Raw genomic sequence first — 18,839 nt, forward strand, 5'->3', positions numbered from 1 at the left:
CGACACCGCTCACAAACCACGGAGCGTTCACACCCAGGGCGGCTTCGAACAGCTTGCTGTGCATCATTTACCTTCTTGTCTACAGGAAAAACGAGACGATACCACCCACTCGAAATTCAAAAGAGGCATAGGCGATCACCGAAAACAGCGAGGTAACGATACCCTTGCGGTCGTGGAAGAACATGTAGCGCGTGAGAAGCCCCCCCTTCCAGCCGAGTTGCTCCCAGCCTTGAAATGCGATGCCAAGGATCCATCTTGCTCGCTGCCGATACGCAGTCCTGAATGTTTTTGGAAAATATTCTCGGGTCGCCAGCAGGTTGCGGTTTATGACCCGACCACTGTCACCCGTCGCCCCGGTTTCATACGCCGTGTCCGAAAGCGGATAGCGCGCAAAGGTCTCCTTCATGCCCAGGTCTTTCAACCGAAAGCTGAAGTCATAGTCCTCGGTCAGCGAGCTCGTATTAAACGGGCAACCATCGCGGTCCTTCATCGCCGCTTCGATCGCGCGCCTGCTATAGCACGACGCAACGCCCGCGCCGGGTACGACACCGGTCAGACGCGCTCGCGAGGGCACGTCCTTCTGGTGCGTTTCGCTGAAGTCGTCCATGTAGCATCCGGCCACGAACTCGTTCCATTTCCGGGGCAATGACAGGACGGGAAGCTGGATCAGATCACTATCCGAAACGGCGTGGTTGAAGTATTTGAGTTCAACCGGATGAATGACATCCTCGCAGTCGTGCATGACGACGCCCGCGAACTGCATATGATGGATCTCTTCGTAACGCAGGATGGCGGCAATGATCCAGTTCAGGCAGTCCGCCTTGCAGGTCGGCCCATCGTTCATGACCGTTGCGCGCGTTACCCTGCCAGGATACCGGCGAACCATCCGGTCGACTTCCGCCGTGGTTTCTGCGTCGTTGTGATAGGTCCCGACGAAAATCACATATCGCTCGTACTCCATGGTCGCCAAGGTGTTTTCGATCATTTTGGCGATCACGTCATACTCTTTCCAGGCCGGCACCATTATCGCCAGATGGCGCTCTTCCAGGGAGCGCAGCATGCCGATATCGATAGTCTGCGGTTTTTCACGCCGCAGAATCCGCCCGATCTCGAATGCCCAATAGCAAGCATCCAGTACAAGGTCATCCAATGTGCTCACCAGGATGACAATTGCGGTCAAAAAAGCGATGACATCAAGTGCATATAAATACGCACTCCAAATCATATTATCCATCATTTTTTGCCCCGTTATTTCTCTTATGTGATGCGTCGCGCCTTCCATGCCAACACCAGGCGGATGTCTCCCCGCCCTCGTCGACCCCGTCGCTCCAACTTCGCGGCTGACGCTGCACAAAACCCCGTTTCTCGCGAAAGCTCAGTCAGGCCTCGAGCGTTCTCGATACAACCATCTACCATCACTGTCGCTGCAATGCGTCCACCGGATAACTGTCGGCATTGGGTCCTTCGCCTGCTTGCCTCAATCCCCGGCCGGAATGGGTCCCCTCCCATCGGTGCTTGCAGCTGTTCTCGTTCCGACTCCTCGCGGTGTTCCCCCGCACCGTCTTTTCAAGGCAATGTTCACCAAGCAAGTCGCGCGCCATCGCCGCGCCACCCTTGATATTCCGGCCTCGGAGCGTGCCATACAAAATTGGAACACCGGCCCCGGGCGAAATGTTTCAACCCTGAAACGCGAAAAGACGTGATCCGAGGAACAGCCATTTGTATCCCCCGTTCGGACGAAATCGGGTTCATCGGGAGAGTCGTCAAGCAGTTTCCGTGGTCACTGATCGGAAACACCTGCACCGGGTCCGAAATAGCGGATCGATGAACCGTCATTTCAGGGCGCGATCCATCCGGGTCGACAACCTCGACACCGACCGCCGGATGTGAGGAGGAACTGGTTTTCCCTGACTCGTCCAAACTGGCGTCGCTTATCCGCCTGGGCCCCGCCCAATCGGTTGCGTTACATTGCAGAAACGTTTTACCGAAGTAATTCCGGGTTGCAATGAAACGCGAACCGGCGCGCCTTGGTCCATGCGCATTTGCGGCTCAAGGTACGGTTTTCGCTTGAATGCGGGGTGATTCTGGAAATTTCTCCAGTGTCAAGCGCGCAGGAAACCTCCATGAGATAAATCATCCGACTCCGACTGCCCGGCACATCATCAAACTCAATTAATTAGTAATACGAACATACGCAGCGAATCAAAGGATAAAAATCATGCCTTTCGATCACAATCAACCGCGCAGGCAAACGTTTGGCACCCTTTTGGCCCTTGTCATGTTCACTACTACGGGGTGTATCGCCCTCGTCGCTCATGACGCGACTGCGCAAGGAAAAAGTCCCGTTTCTTCAACAAAGGCAAAGCCGCCTGCCTTGCCGAACGGCTCTGCTCACGTCATCGTGAAGCCCGGCATGTCCGACGAGGAATGGAAGAAGGCATACAAGGAAACCGGACGCCCCGCATTCAACAGGAAGTCCGTCAAGCGGGCCGGTGGCAATGTGGAACGTGACTAAGGAGAAATGGCCATGAAAAAGATCATTCTCGTCATCGCCCTGCTGGTCGGTTTCGCGCAGCTCACGCTGCCTGGTACGGCGCGCGCGCAGACCACCACGGCACACACGCTCGTGCTATACGACAATCCGGCCAACGACCCCTATTCGAAGCTTGGCCTGATGTACAGCATCATGTTGCGAAACCTGCTTGGCCATTTCAATACAACGGTCGATCTCGTTCCGGTTCAGAACTATACGTCCGGAATGGTGAAAAACCACGACGTCACGTTCTACATCGGCAACTACTACAACAACCCGATTCCGGCCACGTTCATGAGCGACGTGATGACTACCACGAAGACCGTCGTCTGGTTCAAATACAACTTGTGGCAGCTTGCGTGGAACACCGCCTACACGTTCAACCAGACGTTCGGCTTCAGCTTTCTTGGCGTGGCCGGGTTGAATGCGACACCTTCTTCCAGCAATCCGAATCCGGGCTTCTATGACACGGTCACGTACAAGAACATGCCGATGGTCAAGTACTACGCATACGACGCCTCAACCGGCGGCGTCAATGCGGACCCGGATGTAGGGCTGACCCAGGTCGTCGATGCCACCAAGGCGCAGGCGCTCGTCACGATCAAGAACAGCAAGAATGGCGCGAGCGCGCCGTACATCATGCACTCGGGAAACTTCTGGTATTTCGCCGATGTGCCGTTTTCCTACATCGGCCCGGCGGATCGATACCTGGTGATATGCGATGTCCTGCACGATATCCTGCGGACCAATGCCCCGGTGAACCATCGTGCGCTTGTGCGTCTGGAGGACCTGGACGCGTATACAACGACGAGCTCGATGAAGACGCTGACCAATTACCTGTACTCGAAGCGGATCCCGTTCACGATGGCGACCATTCCGGTGTACACGGATCCGAACGGCTATTACAACGGAGGCGTTGCCGAGACCATCCACCTGTCACAGGCGACTGGCCTCAAGAGTGCGCTGAACTACGCGTTGACGCGTGGCGGCTCGATCGTGATGCATGGCTATACGCACCAGTACGATTCGACGCCGAATCTGCTCACTGCGGTCAGCGGCAGCGATTACGAGTTCTGGTACGCGGTCCAGAACCGTCCCGTCGATGAGGACTCCGTTCAATGGGCAGCAGGCAGGATGATTGACGGCATCACCGAGTTTACGAGCAACGGCTACAAGGTCGTCGGATGGGCCGCGCCACAGTACCAGGTTTCACCGCTGGCCGCGTCGGCCACCGCCGCCCATTTTCCGACGACGTTCCAGCGGGCTGTCTATTACACCGCGGTCAATCCCCAACTGGGAACCGGCGCACCGAACCAGGACTTTTCAGCCGGGCAGTTTTTTCCGTACATCATCAACGCCGATTACTACGGGCAGCGGATCATTCCGGAGAACCTGGGCAGCATCCAGTACAACATCTGCAATATCGACCCCTTCTCGTGTATCGCGTATCCGTGGCAGCAACTCGTCACGAACGCTCAATATGGCCTGGTCGTGCGGGACGGTTTCGCGTCGTTCTTCTTCCATCCGTACTGGCTTGAACCCGATCTCGGATTGCCGGCGTATCAGGACTTCCAGAGTTTGATAACAGGCATCACGAATCTCGGCTATACGTGGGTAGACGGCACGACTGCCAAGTGATGCCGGCATGGCGGCAGCCACGTGCGACCCGTATCGGTAACGCGGGTCGCACGGTTGCGATCAATCGGTTACGATGACGCACGACATTGCTTCCGGGGAGTTTGCAATGACCATGTGCTCGATCCCGGTCGTGCGCAGAATTCAACAACGTGTGAACCAGTTTCGGCGATGCGGTCGGCCACATCGGCCCATCGCCGGGCCGCATGCACGCGCGAGCCGTGCAGCGACGTTCGCGGCGATCGGCGTGTCGCTTGGGCTGGCCGCCTGCAGCTGGACAGCGCACGACAACGTCCACGCCGACGGCATCGTCTGGCAGGTGGACAACGCGACGACGAACCCCGTCGGCAACTGGCAGATGCTCGGCGTACGCGATCTGTTGATTCAATGGGTGGTCGTCGACGATACCGCGTTCGTTGCCAATACCGGGATCCACACCGCGGCGCACCTTCCCGACTGGGAACGCATCAATCGTGCACCGTGGGCCAGGAACGTCATCCTGGGCCTTGCCGGGTACCAGGACGAAAAACGTGCGCGCACCCACCTGTCGACGCTCGCGGACCAGTCCGCCGCGGTGGCACGCGTCCCTATGCCATTGCATGTCACCGGCTACTACTTCCCCGTCGAAATCGATCCGACCTGGCAGGAGGCGCCCAAGCTTGCCGAGATCCTCCAACGACTGCCACGTCCGCTTTGGGTGAGCGTCTACGACCAGACCAATATCGGCGGAAAAGCACTGGCTGACTGGCTCACATCCTGGCTGCCGTCCGACGTCGGCGTGTTCTTTCAGGATGGCTGCGGCGTATACGCACGTGAGCCATACGTGGCACGCGCCTACGTCGATGAACTGGCTTCACGCCTGGGAAAGCAACGCGTGCGGGTCATTGCCGAAGCCTTCCGGCCAGCCGAGCATGGCGGCTTCCGTGCAGCCCGCGCCGAAGAATTGACCAAGCAACTGTTGGCCTATCGGGGCTATCCGATCTATCTGTTCGATGGCCCTCACTACGTGTCGGACGATCTCACCCGCGAGCTGACAACCAGGACGTCCGAGCCGGCCCCGGTCAAGCAGGCCGTTACGGGGCCCTGATCGCCCCGTCCACGTCTGCGCTCCGTCATGTTGGGTGAATGCAAACAGCTGCCAGGGAAATGGTTTGGGAAGACCAGACATCGTCGCGCTTCAAGCTTGCTCGGCGAGCCGTGCGAAATGGCGGCAACCAGATTGAATTTCGTTTGTTTTCATGAGGTTAGGTGAACCTCCGGGGTACATGAATCGGCACTGGCACGTCCCGTGCATATGTAGCTGCGAGCGCAACGAAACGTGCTCTTTTCCAGACTGCAGCTAACCCAAGGAGATTTACCATGTCCGCACTGATGATCAACGACCTGTCCCGCGCCCAAGAACTCAGCCGCAAGGAAATGGCTTCCGTCAGCGGTGGTAGCGTGTTCGGCAATTTCGGCGTCAACAATATCTCTACCGGCAGCGGTTTCTCGTTCGCCAGCCCCAACACCATCACGGCCCCGGTGACTCAGGTCGATGCATCGACCCACCTGGATCTCACCAACGTGACCAATTCGATCAACAACCTCGGCGGCCAGGTTATCGCGAAGCTCGGCCTGTAAGCTTCACGATGCCGCCTCGCAGTGGCAGCCGTGTTCGATCGCGTTGCACCGAAGTTCTCCAGACCGCCGCGGGTTTCACTCTCGCGGCGGTTAAAGCCCGCCAAGCGTGTTCCGTTGGCGGGCTTTCTTGCATGTATCAAAACGAAGGCGGCTTGCCGGGTCGCGCCACCCGATATCCAGCCCCGCACGTGTGTAACTCTGTGCCAGCACGGCCCTATCGCGCGCGTAACTTTGTGCCACCCAGTCGCTGTACAGCGCGGCCAGCACGCTCGCCCGATCGGGATGACGCGCAACCTCGACGGCCATTGCGCCCGCGTGGAGGCCAGATGCGATCGCAAAACGCAAGCCGTCTCCTGTCGCCGGGTCGAGATAGCCGGCCGCATCGCCGCACACGATATAGCCCGGCCCCGCAGGCTGGCGCAGACACTGCCAGCGCCTGCACTCGCGCCACACCGGCCCGACGGGCATTGCGTCCACTGGCCACGTGATATCGCCATCACGCAGCGTCGATAGCGACGTCCAGATTTGCAGCGTGGACGTTGCTCTCAACCAGAGCCAGCCACCCCGCGCGATTTGCCAGGTTGTGCCGATGCGCGCCCGGTCCGCACGCGCGTAGCCGCGGCGAAGCCAGAACCGTGACGAGTCGATCGCCACATCGAGCCGAAGCGCGCGACGCAGCCAGCCGTTGATGCCTGTCGCGTCGATCACGACGCTTGCGCGGACGTCGCAGTCACCGTCGCCGTCACCATGCGTGATGCCGACGACCGTTCCGTGTTCGACGCGTGGTGCAAGTCCGCCAGCCGGCGCGCACGCATAGAGCACGCCTGCGGCCAACGCTTCGGCACGCAAGCCATCGTCGAGGCGGCTGCGTATGACCGCACGTCCCCGCTGCGCATCGGCAAGGCCGTCGAGCCAGGTATCCGGTTGTCGGGCCAGACTCGGCGACAGTCGATCGAGCAGCGTCAGCGCGGCGCCGGACACGCATTCCGGCGCGGTGTGCGAACGGCCGCGACCCAGCATCCAGACGTCGCCTCCCGCCCTCGCCGCAGCGATCGCTGCAGCACATCCGGCAGGCCCGTCACCGACGACGAGCACGTCAATCGCGTGCATCGCGGTCACTCAGTAAAGCCCGAGCGCGTCAGGCCCCGGTGCGCAGCGCGACACGGGCCCGACCACCCGAGCCTCGGTCGCATCGCAACGGATCGCCTGCCCGTAGCGCACGCGCAGTCGTCCCGGCGTGTGCTGCTTCGGCGCGCCGGCATCATCGGCAGGAACGACAAAAAGAAAGCGATAGCACCGGGCAGCGCCGGGAGCGTTCGCATCGCCGGCTTCGCGGAGCGCCCTTGCGGATACCAGCCACAGTTTCGTATGCGAAGGCGTTTGCCCGTTGTCGCATGCCGCGACGGCATGGCGCAATGCACTGATCCGCCGGATCAGCTCGGCAGAATCGACATGCTCGAATGCGCCGTACAGCATCTCGCCGTGCAGCGCGTTTGCAACGTAGTCCGAGCGTTCGATGTCTGCGTAATCCACGCTGCCGTCGGGCGTCAGGTACGGCCCGTATTCGCCGTCCCATCCGCGCCGCGTATTCGACTCGTCCCCGCGCGTAACCAGCGGATGCGACGGATGCAAGCCGAGTTCATGGTCGAGCATCGGGATCGCGGTCGGCGCGTCGACCCGATTGAAGGTTCTCGACGCATCCGGACTCACGGCAGGCCAGAAGCTGTTTGAAGCCGCGCAGAGCTTGATATCTTCGGCGAACGGGCTGCCCAGCCCGAAGGTTGCGAGGAAGATGCCCCGCCGATCGCCTGCATAGGTGACGTCCCAGCCGGGCGCAAAGACACCCGAAGACGCGTCCGACAGGAACGACGTCATGCGCGGCGCATGCACCTCCCTGCCGCGCCGCCTTGCGCGCGCCGTGAGGCTGAACGCGACAGCGACCGTCGTGTCATTCGGCGAAAACGCCTGCGTGTTCCTGAACGGATCGATATGACCGGGATTGGCCGCGAGACGCTCGGCGCTGAGCGATATCGGCGAGCCGCTTCTGAACTGCGACTTCGGATCGATCTGCCGGTCCGTGAACCAGCGCTGCAGTTCCGCCTGGTCGGCGTACGGATAGAAATCCGGCGCGGCGACGACCGAATAGGCCGGCAACACAGCATGTTCCGCCAGCTCGGCGACGTCGATCGTCAGGATTCCTTCCGTGCAGTGATCCAGAAACAGCTGCGCGCGATAGCCGCCTTTGCTGACCTCCCCGAGAAAGTCCTGCCGGTTGACGGGATCGGCGCGCATGTCCGTGTAGGTGCCGTTCTCATGCGCCTTGTGGCGGATGTTGATGAACTCCGGTGCATTGCGGGGTTCGGGAAATCGAAGCCATCCGGGCGCGAAATGCGGAAAATATTGCTGGCGCACCTCGTCGATGGCGGCCAGCACCAGCTTCCACAGGTTCGTGATGATTCTCATCGTCGTGAAGCGCCGGTTGGCGAGCGGCACCAGTCGCCATCGAGCCGGCACGCCAAAGCCGCGCACCCCGAAGTCGACGGCGGTCACGGGCTCGATCAGGGGCCGCGCGGCCGGCATCAACAGCACGGCTGCGCCCGAGCGCTTCAGTGCGACGGCCGGTGCGTCCGGACCGGCAGCCGTTGCCGCGCCGGGGTCCTGACAGCAGACGGCATACGGTGCGCCGTGCAGATCACCCGCAGGCGACGGCCGCACGCCCCAGCGTGCTTCGGCGGCCCGCTTCAGCTTCTCGCCGACATGGCGGTGGCCATACTTCAACGTCAGGTGGAGTCCGGGCACGCATTCATCGGGAAACAGCTTGCGCACGGGCTCGATGAAGGTTCGCTGCTCGTCGCCCGATTGCTTGCCTTCGATCAGCGCGAGCGTGTCGGGACCGCTGACCCGGCGGACCAGGAACGCGCCGTAGCGTGCCGGCATCGCGCGCACATGCTCGATCCCGTCCTGCACGTGCGGCACGAAGCTGCGGGTCTGCTCGTCATAGCATGCGTCGGTGTCGCCATTGCGTGCAATGCCGAGTCGCGAGAACACGCGGTCCGCATGCTGCTGATGTCCGGTGCGGCGCGCCGGCCTGTACTGGTAAGCGAGCACCGCGATGTCCAGCGTCTGCCAGTCGGCAGGCAACGGCGCGAGCGAATCGATGTAGTTCTCCAGCAGATCGATCGCTTCGAGACGCACGCCGCCATCGGGCGACGGGCACTCGGACAGCGCAAGCATGTGGTAGATCAGACTGCGCGCAGGGTCGCCGGGCTCGATCGCCCGCTCGGTGGCCGGGCAGAGATCGTGAATGCGGGGGTCGTCCCAATCGATCGGCAGTGGCTGACGCAGTCGCTTCGCGGTCTCTTCGGGCGTGCGTGAATCGGACAGATCGAGACCGTGACGTTTGAACGCGTCTCGCCACGGCTCCGACAGTTCAAGCAGCAACGCGTGAACCTCATCGACTAGCATCAACGACCTCCGGTGGGTGGTGCGTTCGAAGCGGGTGGCACGATGCGCTTCGCGTCCCGCAAGCCAGGCCTGTCCATCCGGCCGCTACCGGTTGCTACCGGTCGCTACCGGTCGCGTTTTCAGTGCTTGTTTCAAACGCCAATCACATTCAGGTTCTCGGTCGCCGATATCAGTGACTAATATAGGTGATTGCAGCAGCAATGAAATGAAGGATCGTGTTTGAAACATCGAATTCTCGAGGCGCGTGGCCGGATGCGTTGAAGGCGCGGTGACTCGATCAACCCGTGTCGGCGGCCCACATCATGTTGAAGCGCAGAACCTTCCTGTTGGGCAGTGCGGGCGCGACGGGGATGCTCGTGATCGGCTGGGCATGGTGGCGCCCCGACGACCGGCTGGGGACACCCGCGAAACTGGAGACGTCGCGCGTCGATGTGCCGCTGAACGGCTGGGTGACGATCAATTCGGACAACGACGTGACGATCGTCATGAGCAAATCCGAAATGGGCCAGGGGGTACATACTGGCGCGGCCATGCTGCTGGCGGAAGAGCTCGATGCGGACTGGTCGCGGGTGCGCGTCGTCATGTCGCCGCTCGACACGATCTACAAAGACCGTGAGAACCTCGCCGACGGCCTTCCGTTTCGCCCCGACGATCACGGCCTGCTCGCCCGCGGCATGGCGGCGTTGGCGCGCCGCGGCGCACGCTATGCGGGCTCGATGGTGACGGGTGGATCGACGAGCATGATCGATCTGTGGGATCCCATGCGCGAGGCGGGTGCCACGGCCCGCATGATGCTGTGCGGCGCTGCCGCGAAGCTTTGGGGCGTGCCCGTCGCGGAATGCGAAACGAAAGCCGGCGTGGTGCGGCATCGATCGGGACGCTCGGCGACGTATGGCGAACTCGTCCAGCTCGCGCAGCACGTGCCGCGCCCGACGCAGGTCGAATTCAAGGACCCTAAGGCATACACACTCGTCGGGAAACGGCTCGGCCGCATCGAGGTGCACTCGAAGCTCGACGGCAGCGCGCGTTTCGGTATCGATGCGCTTCCGGACAAGCTCCTGTATGCGAGCGTCACGATGTGTCCGACACTTGGCGGAAAGGCGCTGGATTTCGACAAGTCCCGGGTCGCCAGCCTGAACGGCGTGACCGGCATCTTCAGAATCGAGCCATACAACGGCGGAACGGGGGGCGTTGCCGTCATTGCGGACAATCCGTTCATCGCGATGCGGACGTTGTGCCAGTTGTCGGTCACATGGGACCCTGGGCCGGCTGCCGGCGTGAATACCGCGGAGGTCCGCGCGGCGTTGACGCGCGCCCTCGACGGCGACGCGGGCGGCCACGTTTTCTACACCGTTGGCGACGCCGATGCCGTGCTGAGCCACACGAAGCCGTTGGTCGCGCAGTACGACGTGCCCTATCTGGCTCACGGGGCACTCGAACCGATGAATTGCACGGTGCAGGTTGACGACGACTCGGCAACGATCTGGGTCGGCACGCAGGTTCCCATGCTGGCACGCAACGCAGTCGCGGCGCTGCTGGGCCTCGACGAAGACATGGTGGTCGTGAATCAGCAATTGATCGGCGGGGCCTTCGGCCGGCGGCTGGAAGTCGACTTCATCACGCAGGCCGCCGCCATCGCGCAACATGTGAAGGGGCGGCCCGTGCAGACGATCTGGTCGCGCCCGCAGGACATGACGCACGATTTCTACCGCCCGGCCTGCGTGGCGAGATACAGCGGCGCGATCGATGCGAGCGGCAGGCTGGTCGCATGGAAAGGCCTATCGGTGAGCCAGTCGATCAGCGCGCAAGCGATGCCCCGCACCTTTGGCACGCCGAGCATCGCCGCGAAGCTGTTGCCCGACGCCACCACGGCGGAAGGCGCCTTCGACCAGCCCTATGAATGCGCGAACATTTGCGTCCAGCACAATACGGTGGCGCTGCCGGTTCCCGTTGGCTACTGGCGCTCCGTCGGGCATTCGCATCAGGCGTTCTTCGTCGAGAGCTTCATCGACGAGATGGCCGCGCTGGCACGGAAAGACCCGATCGCGTTTCGCCTCGACATGCTGAAGCAGCCGGCGCACCAGCGCCATGCGACCGTGTTGCGGGCGCTCGTCGCGTTGTCCGGCTGGCGTTCGCCGTTTGCATCGCGTGACAACACCGGCGCGCGGCGCGCGCGCGGCATGGCGATGCACGAATCGTTCGGCAGCGTGGTCGCGCAAGTCGCCGAAGTCCGGCAGGAAGGCGACGGCTTTCGCGTGACGCGCGTGTACTGCGTGATCGATTGCGGGCTGGCCGTGAATCCGAACCTCGTCGAGCAGCAGATGGAAAGCGGGATCGTCTTCGGCTTATCGGCCGCGCTCGAGCAGGCGATCACGATCGAGAAAGGACAAGTCGTGCAGCATTATTTCGACGACTACCCGCTGGTCAACATGGAAACGTGTCCCGAGATCGTCACGCAAGTCATCGCAGGCGGGACCGAACCGCACGGCGTCGGCGAAGCGGGCACGCCGCCGATTGCACCGGCCGTGGCGAATGCGCTGTTTGCACTCACGGGGGCGCGCCATCGCTCATTGCCGCTCGTCATGCCGCGCCCGCCGCAGCCAGGAGACGACCGATGGTGTCAGTCCGTATCAACGGGGAAACCGCTCACGTCAATGCCGAGCCCGACACGCCGCTGCTCTGGGTGATTCGCTGCGAACGGAAGCTGACCGGCACGAAGTTCGGCTGCGGCGTCGGGATCTGCGGCGCATGCACGGTGCTGCTGAACGATCAGCCCGTGCCTGCCTGCCAGATCCCGGTCGGCACACTGAACGGCGCGCGCATCACGACCATCGAAGGGCTGGACAGCCAGGAAGCGCGCGCACTGAAGGACGCCTGGATCGCGTTCGATGTCGTGCAGTGCGGCTATTGCCAGAGCGCACAGCTCGTCGCCGCCACTGCGCTGCTCATGCGATGTCCGCGCCCCGACGATCGCCAGATCAACGACGCGATGAAGGACATTGCATGCCGGTGCGGCACGTTTCCTCGCATCCGCAAAGCCATTCACCAGGCGGCCGAGTCACTTGGCCTCTGATAGAGAACGAACCCGATTGATCAGTTGCCGCCCGCATGCGTCGTGATCTGGACGAAATCGGCGGCAATGCGCGCCGATCCGTATTTGGCCTCGAACTGTTTCAACTGGCGATCGACCGCCGCGAGATAGGCCGCGCGCGGCTCGGATGGCGGGCGAATCCCGTCGAACAGCGGCGCCGGCGTGACGAGCAGCACGATCATCTCGGTCCCGAACGGCTTGCCGATCACCCAGTCGCCCATGCCGCCGATCGTCGCGGAATAATTCGGCGGCGCCTGGTTGTCGCGTTCGTGGCTGCTCGGCACGAGATGCACGACGCTCCCGTTCAGCACGTAATAGTCGACGTTCACGTACGAGTCGTACCCGGGTGTCGTGATGTCGATGATCAGCGGGTTGCCTTCCGCGAGATGCGCATCAGGCGGTCGCGTGCGGATCGACGCGGTGTGTGGCGATGCCCGGTTCGATCGCCAATAGGGGGCGAGCGCGCTCACGACCTCGCAGTTGTGGGTATCGACCGGATGCACATCGAGATTCGCCGCCTGTCCGCCCGGTATGCCGCTGAGCGCAGCTCGCAACCGCGCGATACCGACACCGGCTTCCACAAAACCCCGCACCTGCAGCACGTGATCCTGCACCGACGCATCCAGCGCCGAACAAGGCAGGCGGGCCAGCGCAGCCATCACCGGCGCCAGCGCAATGGCCGGCGCCGGTGCCGCTGCCGGCGGCGGCGGCGCACTTGCAGCGGCGGGTACGGGGTTCGCGGCGGCAACGGGTGCGCTGCCGGCCGTGGCGCCCGTCTTCGCGGCATTCCCGCCGCTTGCCGGCGCGTGCGCGAGCATGTCCGTTGCGGGGCGCGTTTCGCCGCTGCGCGACAGCATCTGGTAGCCGTACCAGAGCACGGCGATCGCGGCCAATGCGCACGCCCCCACGGCCACGCCTGTTCGTGCACCCGATGCCGACGACGCAGCGCGCTTGAGCACGCCCATGCCCGCCAGGAACAGGTTGACGCTCGGCGTGCGCGTCGCGCGGTCGAACGACAACGCGGCGCTCAAGGTTCGCCATTGGGTGCGATCGAGACCGGGCGGGCGCGCTGGCCGCAAGTGATCGTGACGCGCCTGGGTGGCCGACAGCCGGTCGAACGGATGGTGTCCGGTCAGCAATTCGTAAGTGACGCAGGCGAGCGCGTAGACGTCGTCGCGCGGATCCGGTTCGAGATGCTCGAACATCTCCGGGCTCGCGTAGGCCGGCGTGATGCCGCCAAGGCTCGCCGGGTCGAACACGGTCACGTCGGGATCCTCGTCGCGCCGCTGAAATGCGCGTGCAATCCCGAAGTCGATCACCTTCACCTCGCCCCGGTCGGTGAGAAACACATTGGCGGGCTTGAAATCGCAGTGGACGAAGCCGCGCTCATGCGCGTACGCGAGCGCCTGGCCCATGCCGGCGATGATCGGCGATGCGGCATCGAACGGCATACCGGCAAAGCCTGGTGCACGCAGCACCTTGCTGAGCGGCTTGCCCGACAGATACTCCATCGTGAGGTAGACGAGCGGCCCGTCCCGATCGAAGTCGTAGACGGTGACGATGTTGCGATGGGCGAGCGTCTGCGCCTTGCGCGCTTCACGCTGAAGTGCGATCAGCGACGTCGGCTGCCCGCGAAACTGCACGTTGAGCACCTTGATCGCAATGTGCGGCCTGCGATCCGAGGCCTCCAGCTTGCGCAGGTCGAGCGCCTTGTACACGGTGCCCATCCCGCCGATGCCAAGGCACTCCTCCAGCACGAAGCGTCCGTTCAGCGTATCGCCGATGCCTTTCACGCGCTCGCCGTCGACGAACATTGCGTCGCTCGACGGGCCGGACGGGGTGCCCGGATGAGCGTCCGTCTGCAGCGCGCCCTCGTGAAGCCGGGTCGCGTCGCCGGCGGATGCCGTTTTGTCGTGACACCGTTCGATGCGCTTCAGCACTTCCGCATAGATCTCGTCCGACAGCGGCTGCGTGGTTTGCGTCTCGTCGAGCACTTCGCGCAACCGCGCGCAATTGACCTGAGCGGTCGCCAGCACCCGGTCGATTTCCGAGAAGAACGCTTCCTGCGACAGCGCTCCGCTCTGGAATGTCTGAATCAGCTGCGTAAAGCTCATCATTCGTATGCCGTCTACTCAGCTTCAGCTGGCCGACCCGCTTCGGCGCATCACGGCGCCACCCACGCGAGGACTGTCGATTGGTGTACCGATGCAGTGCAACGCATCGGTGAGGGTCCGGACATCATCGATTTCATCCACTTCGCCGCCGCATCATCGTCAGACGAATTCGACTGTGCACCGCACCGTCCACCGGACTTCTGACAGGATGTCTAACAAATCATACTAGTCTGCTGCAACGCACTGTGCAATCAGTGCCGGAACTAGATTTCCGCAGCACGCGCAACCGTGCCGCGAAACCTATACTGAACAGATTGCGGGTACGCCGGCGCATCGCATGATGCTGCGTGGCGGCCCCCTACCATCCGGTTTCGCGGAGCAAACCATGGGCATTCTCGTCATCCACGACCTTCCCGAAAGCGTCGACCTCGACAGGCAGGCGATGGCCGCCATCACGGGTGGCGCGATGGTCCGCGCGCATCAGACGATGCTCGCGCCGCAGCCTTTCCCCTATCTTCACAGTGACGCACGTGGCGCTGCGTCGACGCGCACACGGGTGGCCGAAGCAGCGGCATCCCCGGCACGCCCGACGCTGTTGCGTTGACGAACACCTCGGCCCGCTGCGCATCGTCAGGCCGCTCGCGCCGTCATCGCGGGCCGCCGGTCGGCCGGCGGGAACACGCACCATGAGCCGTCGTCGTGACGAAAGAAGAAGATCGCGATCGTGCCGGCCGGATGCGCGGCCTCGACGCAGACATAGCGGCGCCGTTGCGCAGCCATTCTGCTGAAACACACGACGCGCGCCGGCACGCACGCGCTCGGCGCGAGCCACTTGTCGACCTGCATCCGCAGCGATGATCCGATACCGTTCATTTGAGCCCCCTGTGGCAACGTCGAGCGCGTCAGGACGCCGCTTATACAGTCGCTTATGCGATCGCTTACGCGGTCGCGATTCCAGCCGCGGCGCACCGTCCGCCCGCCAGCCGCGTCACCATTACCGCTCGGCAAGCGGACAGCGCGAACCGGATTGCGAACCGAAGTGCCGTGCGCGGATGCATGACGCACGTGCGAACCTGCTCGCTGTGGCCCGTGCCTTCCACGCACCACGTGCAGAAGTGCTCGCAGTTGTTCGTCAGCAGGCGGTAGCGGTTTTCGCCAAGGCGGGAGCGCGCGCGCAGCACCGCGGCGCGCCCCGCATACGCTGCGTACGGATGCGGCGCGATGCGGACCGCGTGACCGGCGGCGAAGCGTTCGAGCGTGACCTCCTCGATCGGGCCGCGATGCAGCGACGCGCAGAGCCCCGCGTAGTGGACGACACGCCCGTCGCCGACATAGATGCCGTGATGGCTGTAGCCGGTGCGATCGGAAACCAGGTGCGCGCCGAGCGGCAGTGCGTCGTCGCAGACGGGCAGCGAAGCGGCATCCGCGATCGCCTCCGCAGCGCCAGCCGCCGCGCGGGACACTGCGCTGTTCGCTGCTTGAAGGTCGAGTTCCATGGCTGGCTCCGTCTGCGGGTTGGCGGCCGCCCGTATTGCGAATGGGTTAGCCGGTTGCCAACGAACCTGCATCAAGCGTGCCAATTGCCGGGGAGCCCGTCGCGCAACGCGTTGCGGGAAATGCGCAGCGCGCGACGCACCGCTCTGTCGTCGCGCGGCCAACCATTTGCCGGGAATTGTGTTGGTGCGGAAGCGCCAGTTGGTGCGTCGGACCGCCGTTTGCGCCTGCCGGTGCATGTGTCGGTTTCGCGATTACATTCGTGCGCGCGACTGTTGGCTTGCGCACGACCATTGCCGGAGAACGCCGCGACGCACTAGCATGCAAGCAACGCGTGTCGATCGCGCTGTGCGTTGCCGGGTGCGGCGCTCACCGGATCGACGCACGCGCCCGGGCAACGCATGCGGGTTGCGTCACGCATGGCACGAGGTTTGCGTTTATCGGTTACCCGATCCGTCGGCAAGCCCCCATACGGAGACTCATCATGACCACGCTCTCGATTACCGACCTTCACATGCAGCGCGACCTCGACCGCAAGACGATGTCGTTCATCCGCGGCGCAGGTGCGCCGTGGGTATTCGGCTGGATCCAGCCCTACGCGCCGCCGGCTCCGGCGTTCGGGCCCGTCGTCAATCTCTATCAGACGTACAACACGTTCTACGCGAACCAGGTGCTCAACCAGATCCAGAACATCGACGTCACGAACTCGGCGGCCGGCTCGAACATCGTGGTCGGGGTTGGCGCAGACGGCAGAAACCGGCTCGTCTAGACGGAAAGGGATGGTGCGCCGTGAGCGCAGAACTGCAATGGACGTCGGCTTCGCGCACTGACGTGGGCCTGGTTCGCGAGATCAACGAAGACGACTGCATCGCGTTGCCGCACCGTGGCCTGTGGGCCGTGGCGGACGGCATGGGCGGCCATTCCGCGGGCGATCTCGCGAGCCGGATGATCGTGCACGCGCTGGAACGGCTGCCCGCCCCGGCCACGCTCGCGGCCTTCATCGAGGACGCGCGCACCGCGCTCGATGTCACCAACGCCCACTTGCGCGAATCGGCCGCTCGCCGCGGCGTACGCCTGATCGGCAGCACGGTGGCGGTGCTGCTCGCGAGCGGCCGTCAATGCGGCTGGCTCTGGGCCGGAGACAGCCGGATCTACCTGTACCGCGACGCGCACCTGACGCAGCTCACGCTCGATCACAGTCATGTCGCGGAACTGCAGGCGCAGGGCCACCTGACTGCGCAGCAGGCGCGCCATCACCCGGCCCAGCACGTCATCACGCGCGCCGTCGGCGCCGCCGAGCGGCTGCAGCTCGACGAACGCCGCATCGACGTGTGCGACGGCGACATGTTCCTGCTGTGCAGCGACGGCCTGAGCAACGAGATTGACGAAGCCGACATCGCGACCGCCCTCGCGGGCGGCGATTGCGCACGCGCAACGGACGCGCTCGTCGAGCGCGCGTTGCGCGAAGGCGGGCGGGACAACGTCACCGCCATCGTGATCCGCGCCGACGATCCTGATGCGTCAGACCGGACGCTCGCCAATCCTGCGGTGCAACGCTGATCGATCGAGCGCACGCAAGGTCACGCGCAAGGGCACGCGCAAGGTCACGCCCATTCTGCTCACGCCTCCTTGTCGGGCGTCGTGCCATCCGGATGACGAAACGCTTTCGAACGGATGCCGTGCTTCTTGAGCAGCATCTGCAGGTGCGACCGGTTCATCTCGCAACGGCGCGCCAGTTCGGCCACGGTTCCGCCCGTCTCCTGGAGCCCGCGTTCGAGAAACGCGCGCTCCGCCTCGTCGCTTGCGGCGCGTTTCGCGTCGCTGAGCGACATCGACCTGGCGGGCGTAGCGTCATCCGCCGCACGCACGACGCTCCCGGCCGATTTCGGACTGATATCCTCGGGCAGGTGCTCGATATCCGCGATCTCGCTGGCCAGACACGACAGACGGTAGACCAGGTTGCGCAACTCGCGGATGTTGCCCGGATACGCGTAGGTCAGCAGGAAGTCGCGCAGCTTCGGCGTCGTCTTGATGGGCCTGCGCTTCAGTGCCCCTGCCGCCTCGTCGCCGAAGTAGGCGAGCAGCAGCGGAATTTCGTCGCGACGCTCGCGCAGCGCCGGCAGCGTCAGATGAATGACGCTCAGGCGGTAGAACAGATCCTCGCGAAAGAGCCCCTGTTCGCTCAAGTTCCGCAGATTCCGGTTGGTGGCCGCGACGATGCGCGTATCGACCGCAATCGGCTCGTCCGAGCCGACCCGCTGGATCTCGTGCGATTCCAGTACGCGCAGCAACTTGACCTGGCCCGACAGCGGCAGCTCGCCGATTTCGTCGAGGAAGATCGTGCCGGTGTGCGCGCTCTCGAACTTGCCCTTGCGATCGTTCGACGCGCCAGTGAACGCACCGCGCCGATGCCCGAACAGCTCCGATTCGAGCAGATTGTCGGGAATCGCGCCGCAGTTCACCGAGATGTACGGCCGGTCGGCGCGCGCCCCGTTTGCGTGGATCACTTTCGCCATCAGTTCCTTGCCGGTGCCGCTCTCACCGTCGATCAGCACGGGCAGATCGGTCGGTGCGGCCTTTTCGGCAATTTCGAGCGCGGCGAGCAGCTTCGGGTTGTCGCCGAAGATGCCCTCGAAGATGAAGCTGCGTTCGATCAGCGCCTGCCGGCGCTGGCGCGCCGCGGGCGCGACGGCTTCCGGCGCGTCGGGCGTGTCGGGCGCGTCGGGTGACTGCGGCGCAGCCACGGCCGCCTCGACGAAGCGCTCCTTGCGCGACATCTGCATGACTTCGTCGCGCAACACGTTCGCCTGGTTGAGCAGCTTCTCGATGTCGGCGCGCTCGAGCTTGGGCGCCCAGCGCAGCATCGAGCGCAGGATCTCGTTTTTTT

At 63.5% G+C, this 18,839-nt stretch carries 15 protein-coding genes and 1 pseudogene; 9 read left to right on the top strand and 7 right to left on the bottom strand.

Annotated features, from left to right (window positions below; translation table 11 throughout):
* Positions 1 to 127 precede the first annotated feature (127 nt).
* Positions 128 to 1,234: pseudogene (locus DID96_RS35620) on the bottom strand (glycosyl transferase family protein); the annotation flags it as partial.
* Positions 1,235 to 2,218: 984 nt separating this feature from the next.
* Between DID96_RS35620 and DID96_RS35625 the strand changes: the two are divergent.
* The 4 genes from DID96_RS35625 to DID96_RS35640 all read left to right on the top strand — a co-directional run bounded on the left by DID96_RS35625 (position 2,219) and on the right by DID96_RS35640 (position 5,788).
* Positions 2,219 to 2,515, top strand: coding sequence for a hypothetical protein (locus tag DID96_RS35625; protein WP_124603870.1), 297 nt, complete (start codon positions 2,219 to 2,221; stop codon positions 2,513 to 2,515).
* 12 nt (positions 2,516 to 2,527) lie between these two features.
* Positions 2,528 to 4,171 (top strand): DUF2334 domain-containing protein, encoded by a 1,644-nt coding sequence (locus tag DID96_RS35630; RefSeq protein WP_124603871.1) that lies wholly within the window; start codon positions 2,528 to 2,530, stop codon positions 4,169 to 4,171.
* 106 nt (positions 4,172 to 4,277) lie between these two features.
* Positions 4,278 to 5,255: a hypothetical protein gene (locus DID96_RS35635; protein ID WP_124603884.1), complete on the top strand. Its 978-nt coding sequence runs from the start codon at positions 4,278 to 4,280 to the stop codon at positions 5,253 to 5,255.
* Positions 5,256 to 5,527: 272 nt separating this feature from the next.
* Positions 5,528 to 5,788, top strand: a complete 261-nt coding sequence (locus tag DID96_RS35640; RefSeq protein WP_124603872.1) for a hypothetical protein — start codon at positions 5,528 to 5,530, stop codon at positions 5,786 to 5,788.
* A 90-nt stretch (positions 5,789 to 5,878) separates the two neighbouring features.
* Here the strand turns inward: DID96_RS35640 and DID96_RS39255 are convergent, their stop codons facing one another.
* Positions 5,879 to 6,898, bottom strand: coding sequence for an NAD(P)/FAD-dependent oxidoreductase (locus tag DID96_RS39255; RefSeq protein ID WP_124603873.1), 1,020 nt, complete (start codon positions 6,896 to 6,898; stop codon positions 5,879 to 5,881).
* Positions 6,899 to 6,907: 9 nt separating this feature from the next.
* Entirely contained in the window at positions 6,908 to 9,253 is a 2,346-nt protein-coding gene (locus DID96_RS35650; protein ID WP_124603874.1) for a hypothetical protein, read from the bottom strand.
* Positions 9,254 to 9,555: 302 nt separating this feature from the next.
* On the opposite strand from DID96_RS35650, the gene DID96_RS35655 reads away from it, so the two are divergent.
* On the top strand, positions 9,556 to 11,940 hold the full coding sequence (locus DID96_RS35655) for a xanthine dehydrogenase family protein molybdopterin-binding subunit (protein WP_124603875.1): 2,385 nt from the start codon (positions 9,556 to 9,558) through the stop codon (positions 11,938 to 11,940).
* A complete protein-coding gene (locus DID96_RS35660) occupies positions 11,868 to 12,326 on the top strand; it encodes a (2Fe-2S)-binding protein (protein ID WP_124603876.1) in 459 nt (152 codons plus the stop codon). Before DID96_RS35655 ends, DID96_RS35660 begins: the two co-directional genes overlap by 73 nt.
* A 20-nt stretch (positions 12,327 to 12,346) precedes the next feature.
* Here the strand turns inward: DID96_RS35660 and DID96_RS35665 are convergent, their stop codons facing one another.
* Positions 12,347 to 14,461: a serine/threonine protein kinase gene (locus DID96_RS35665; RefSeq protein ID WP_124603877.1), complete on the bottom strand. Its 2,115-nt coding sequence runs from the start codon at positions 14,459 to 14,461 to the stop codon at positions 12,347 to 12,349.
* A 382-nt stretch (positions 14,462 to 14,843) separates the two neighbouring features.
* On the opposite strand from DID96_RS35665, the gene DID96_RS35670 reads away from it, so the two are divergent.
* Positions 14,844 to 15,062: a hypothetical protein gene (locus DID96_RS35670; RefSeq protein WP_185732469.1), complete on the top strand. Its 219-nt coding sequence runs from the start codon at positions 14,844 to 14,846 to the stop codon at positions 15,060 to 15,062.
* A gap of 26 nt (positions 15,063 to 15,088) precedes the next feature.
* On the opposite strand, the gene DID96_RS35675 is transcribed toward DID96_RS35670, so the two are convergent.
* Together DID96_RS35675 and DID96_RS35680 are read right to left on the bottom strand one after the other, a co-directional pair.
* The gene (locus tag DID96_RS35675; RefSeq protein ID WP_124603879.1) at positions 15,089 to 15,331 is read right to left on the bottom strand and encodes a hypothetical protein; all 243 of its coding nucleotides are present in this window, start codon (positions 15,329 to 15,331) and stop codon (positions 15,089 to 15,091) included.
* A gap of 65 nt (positions 15,332 to 15,396) precedes the next feature.
* Complete coding sequence (locus DID96_RS35680; protein ID WP_124603880.1) at positions 15,397 to 15,954, bottom strand: lecithin retinol acyltransferase family protein; 558 nt, start codon at positions 15,952 to 15,954, stop codon at positions 15,397 to 15,399.
* 482 nt (positions 15,955 to 16,436) lie between these two features.
* Here DID96_RS35680 and DID96_RS35685 point away from each other — a divergent pair, with 482 nt between their 5' ends.
* On the top strand, positions 16,437 to 16,721 hold the full coding sequence (locus DID96_RS35685; RefSeq protein ID WP_124603881.1) for a hypothetical protein: 285 nt from the start codon (positions 16,437 to 16,439) through the stop codon (positions 16,719 to 16,721).
* A 20-nt stretch (positions 16,722 to 16,741) separates the two neighbouring features.
* Positions 16,742 to 17,512: a PP2C family serine/threonine-protein phosphatase gene (locus DID96_RS35690; protein ID WP_124603882.1), complete on the top strand. Its 771-nt coding sequence runs from the start codon at positions 16,742 to 16,744 to the stop codon at positions 17,510 to 17,512.
* A gap of 59 nt (positions 17,513 to 17,571) precedes the next feature.
* Here DID96_RS35690 and DID96_RS35695 read toward each other — a convergent pair.
* Positions 17,572 to 18,839, bottom strand: a 1,268-nt coding sequence (locus tag DID96_RS35695; protein WP_124603883.1) for a sigma-54-dependent Fis family transcriptional regulator, incomplete at its 5' end; no start/stop codon positions are given.

This window comes from Burkholderia sp. Bp8963 (assembly GCF_003854275.1).
In the GTDB taxonomy this organism is placed as follows: Bacteria; Pseudomonadota; Gammaproteobacteria; order Burkholderiales; family Burkholderiaceae; genus Burkholderia.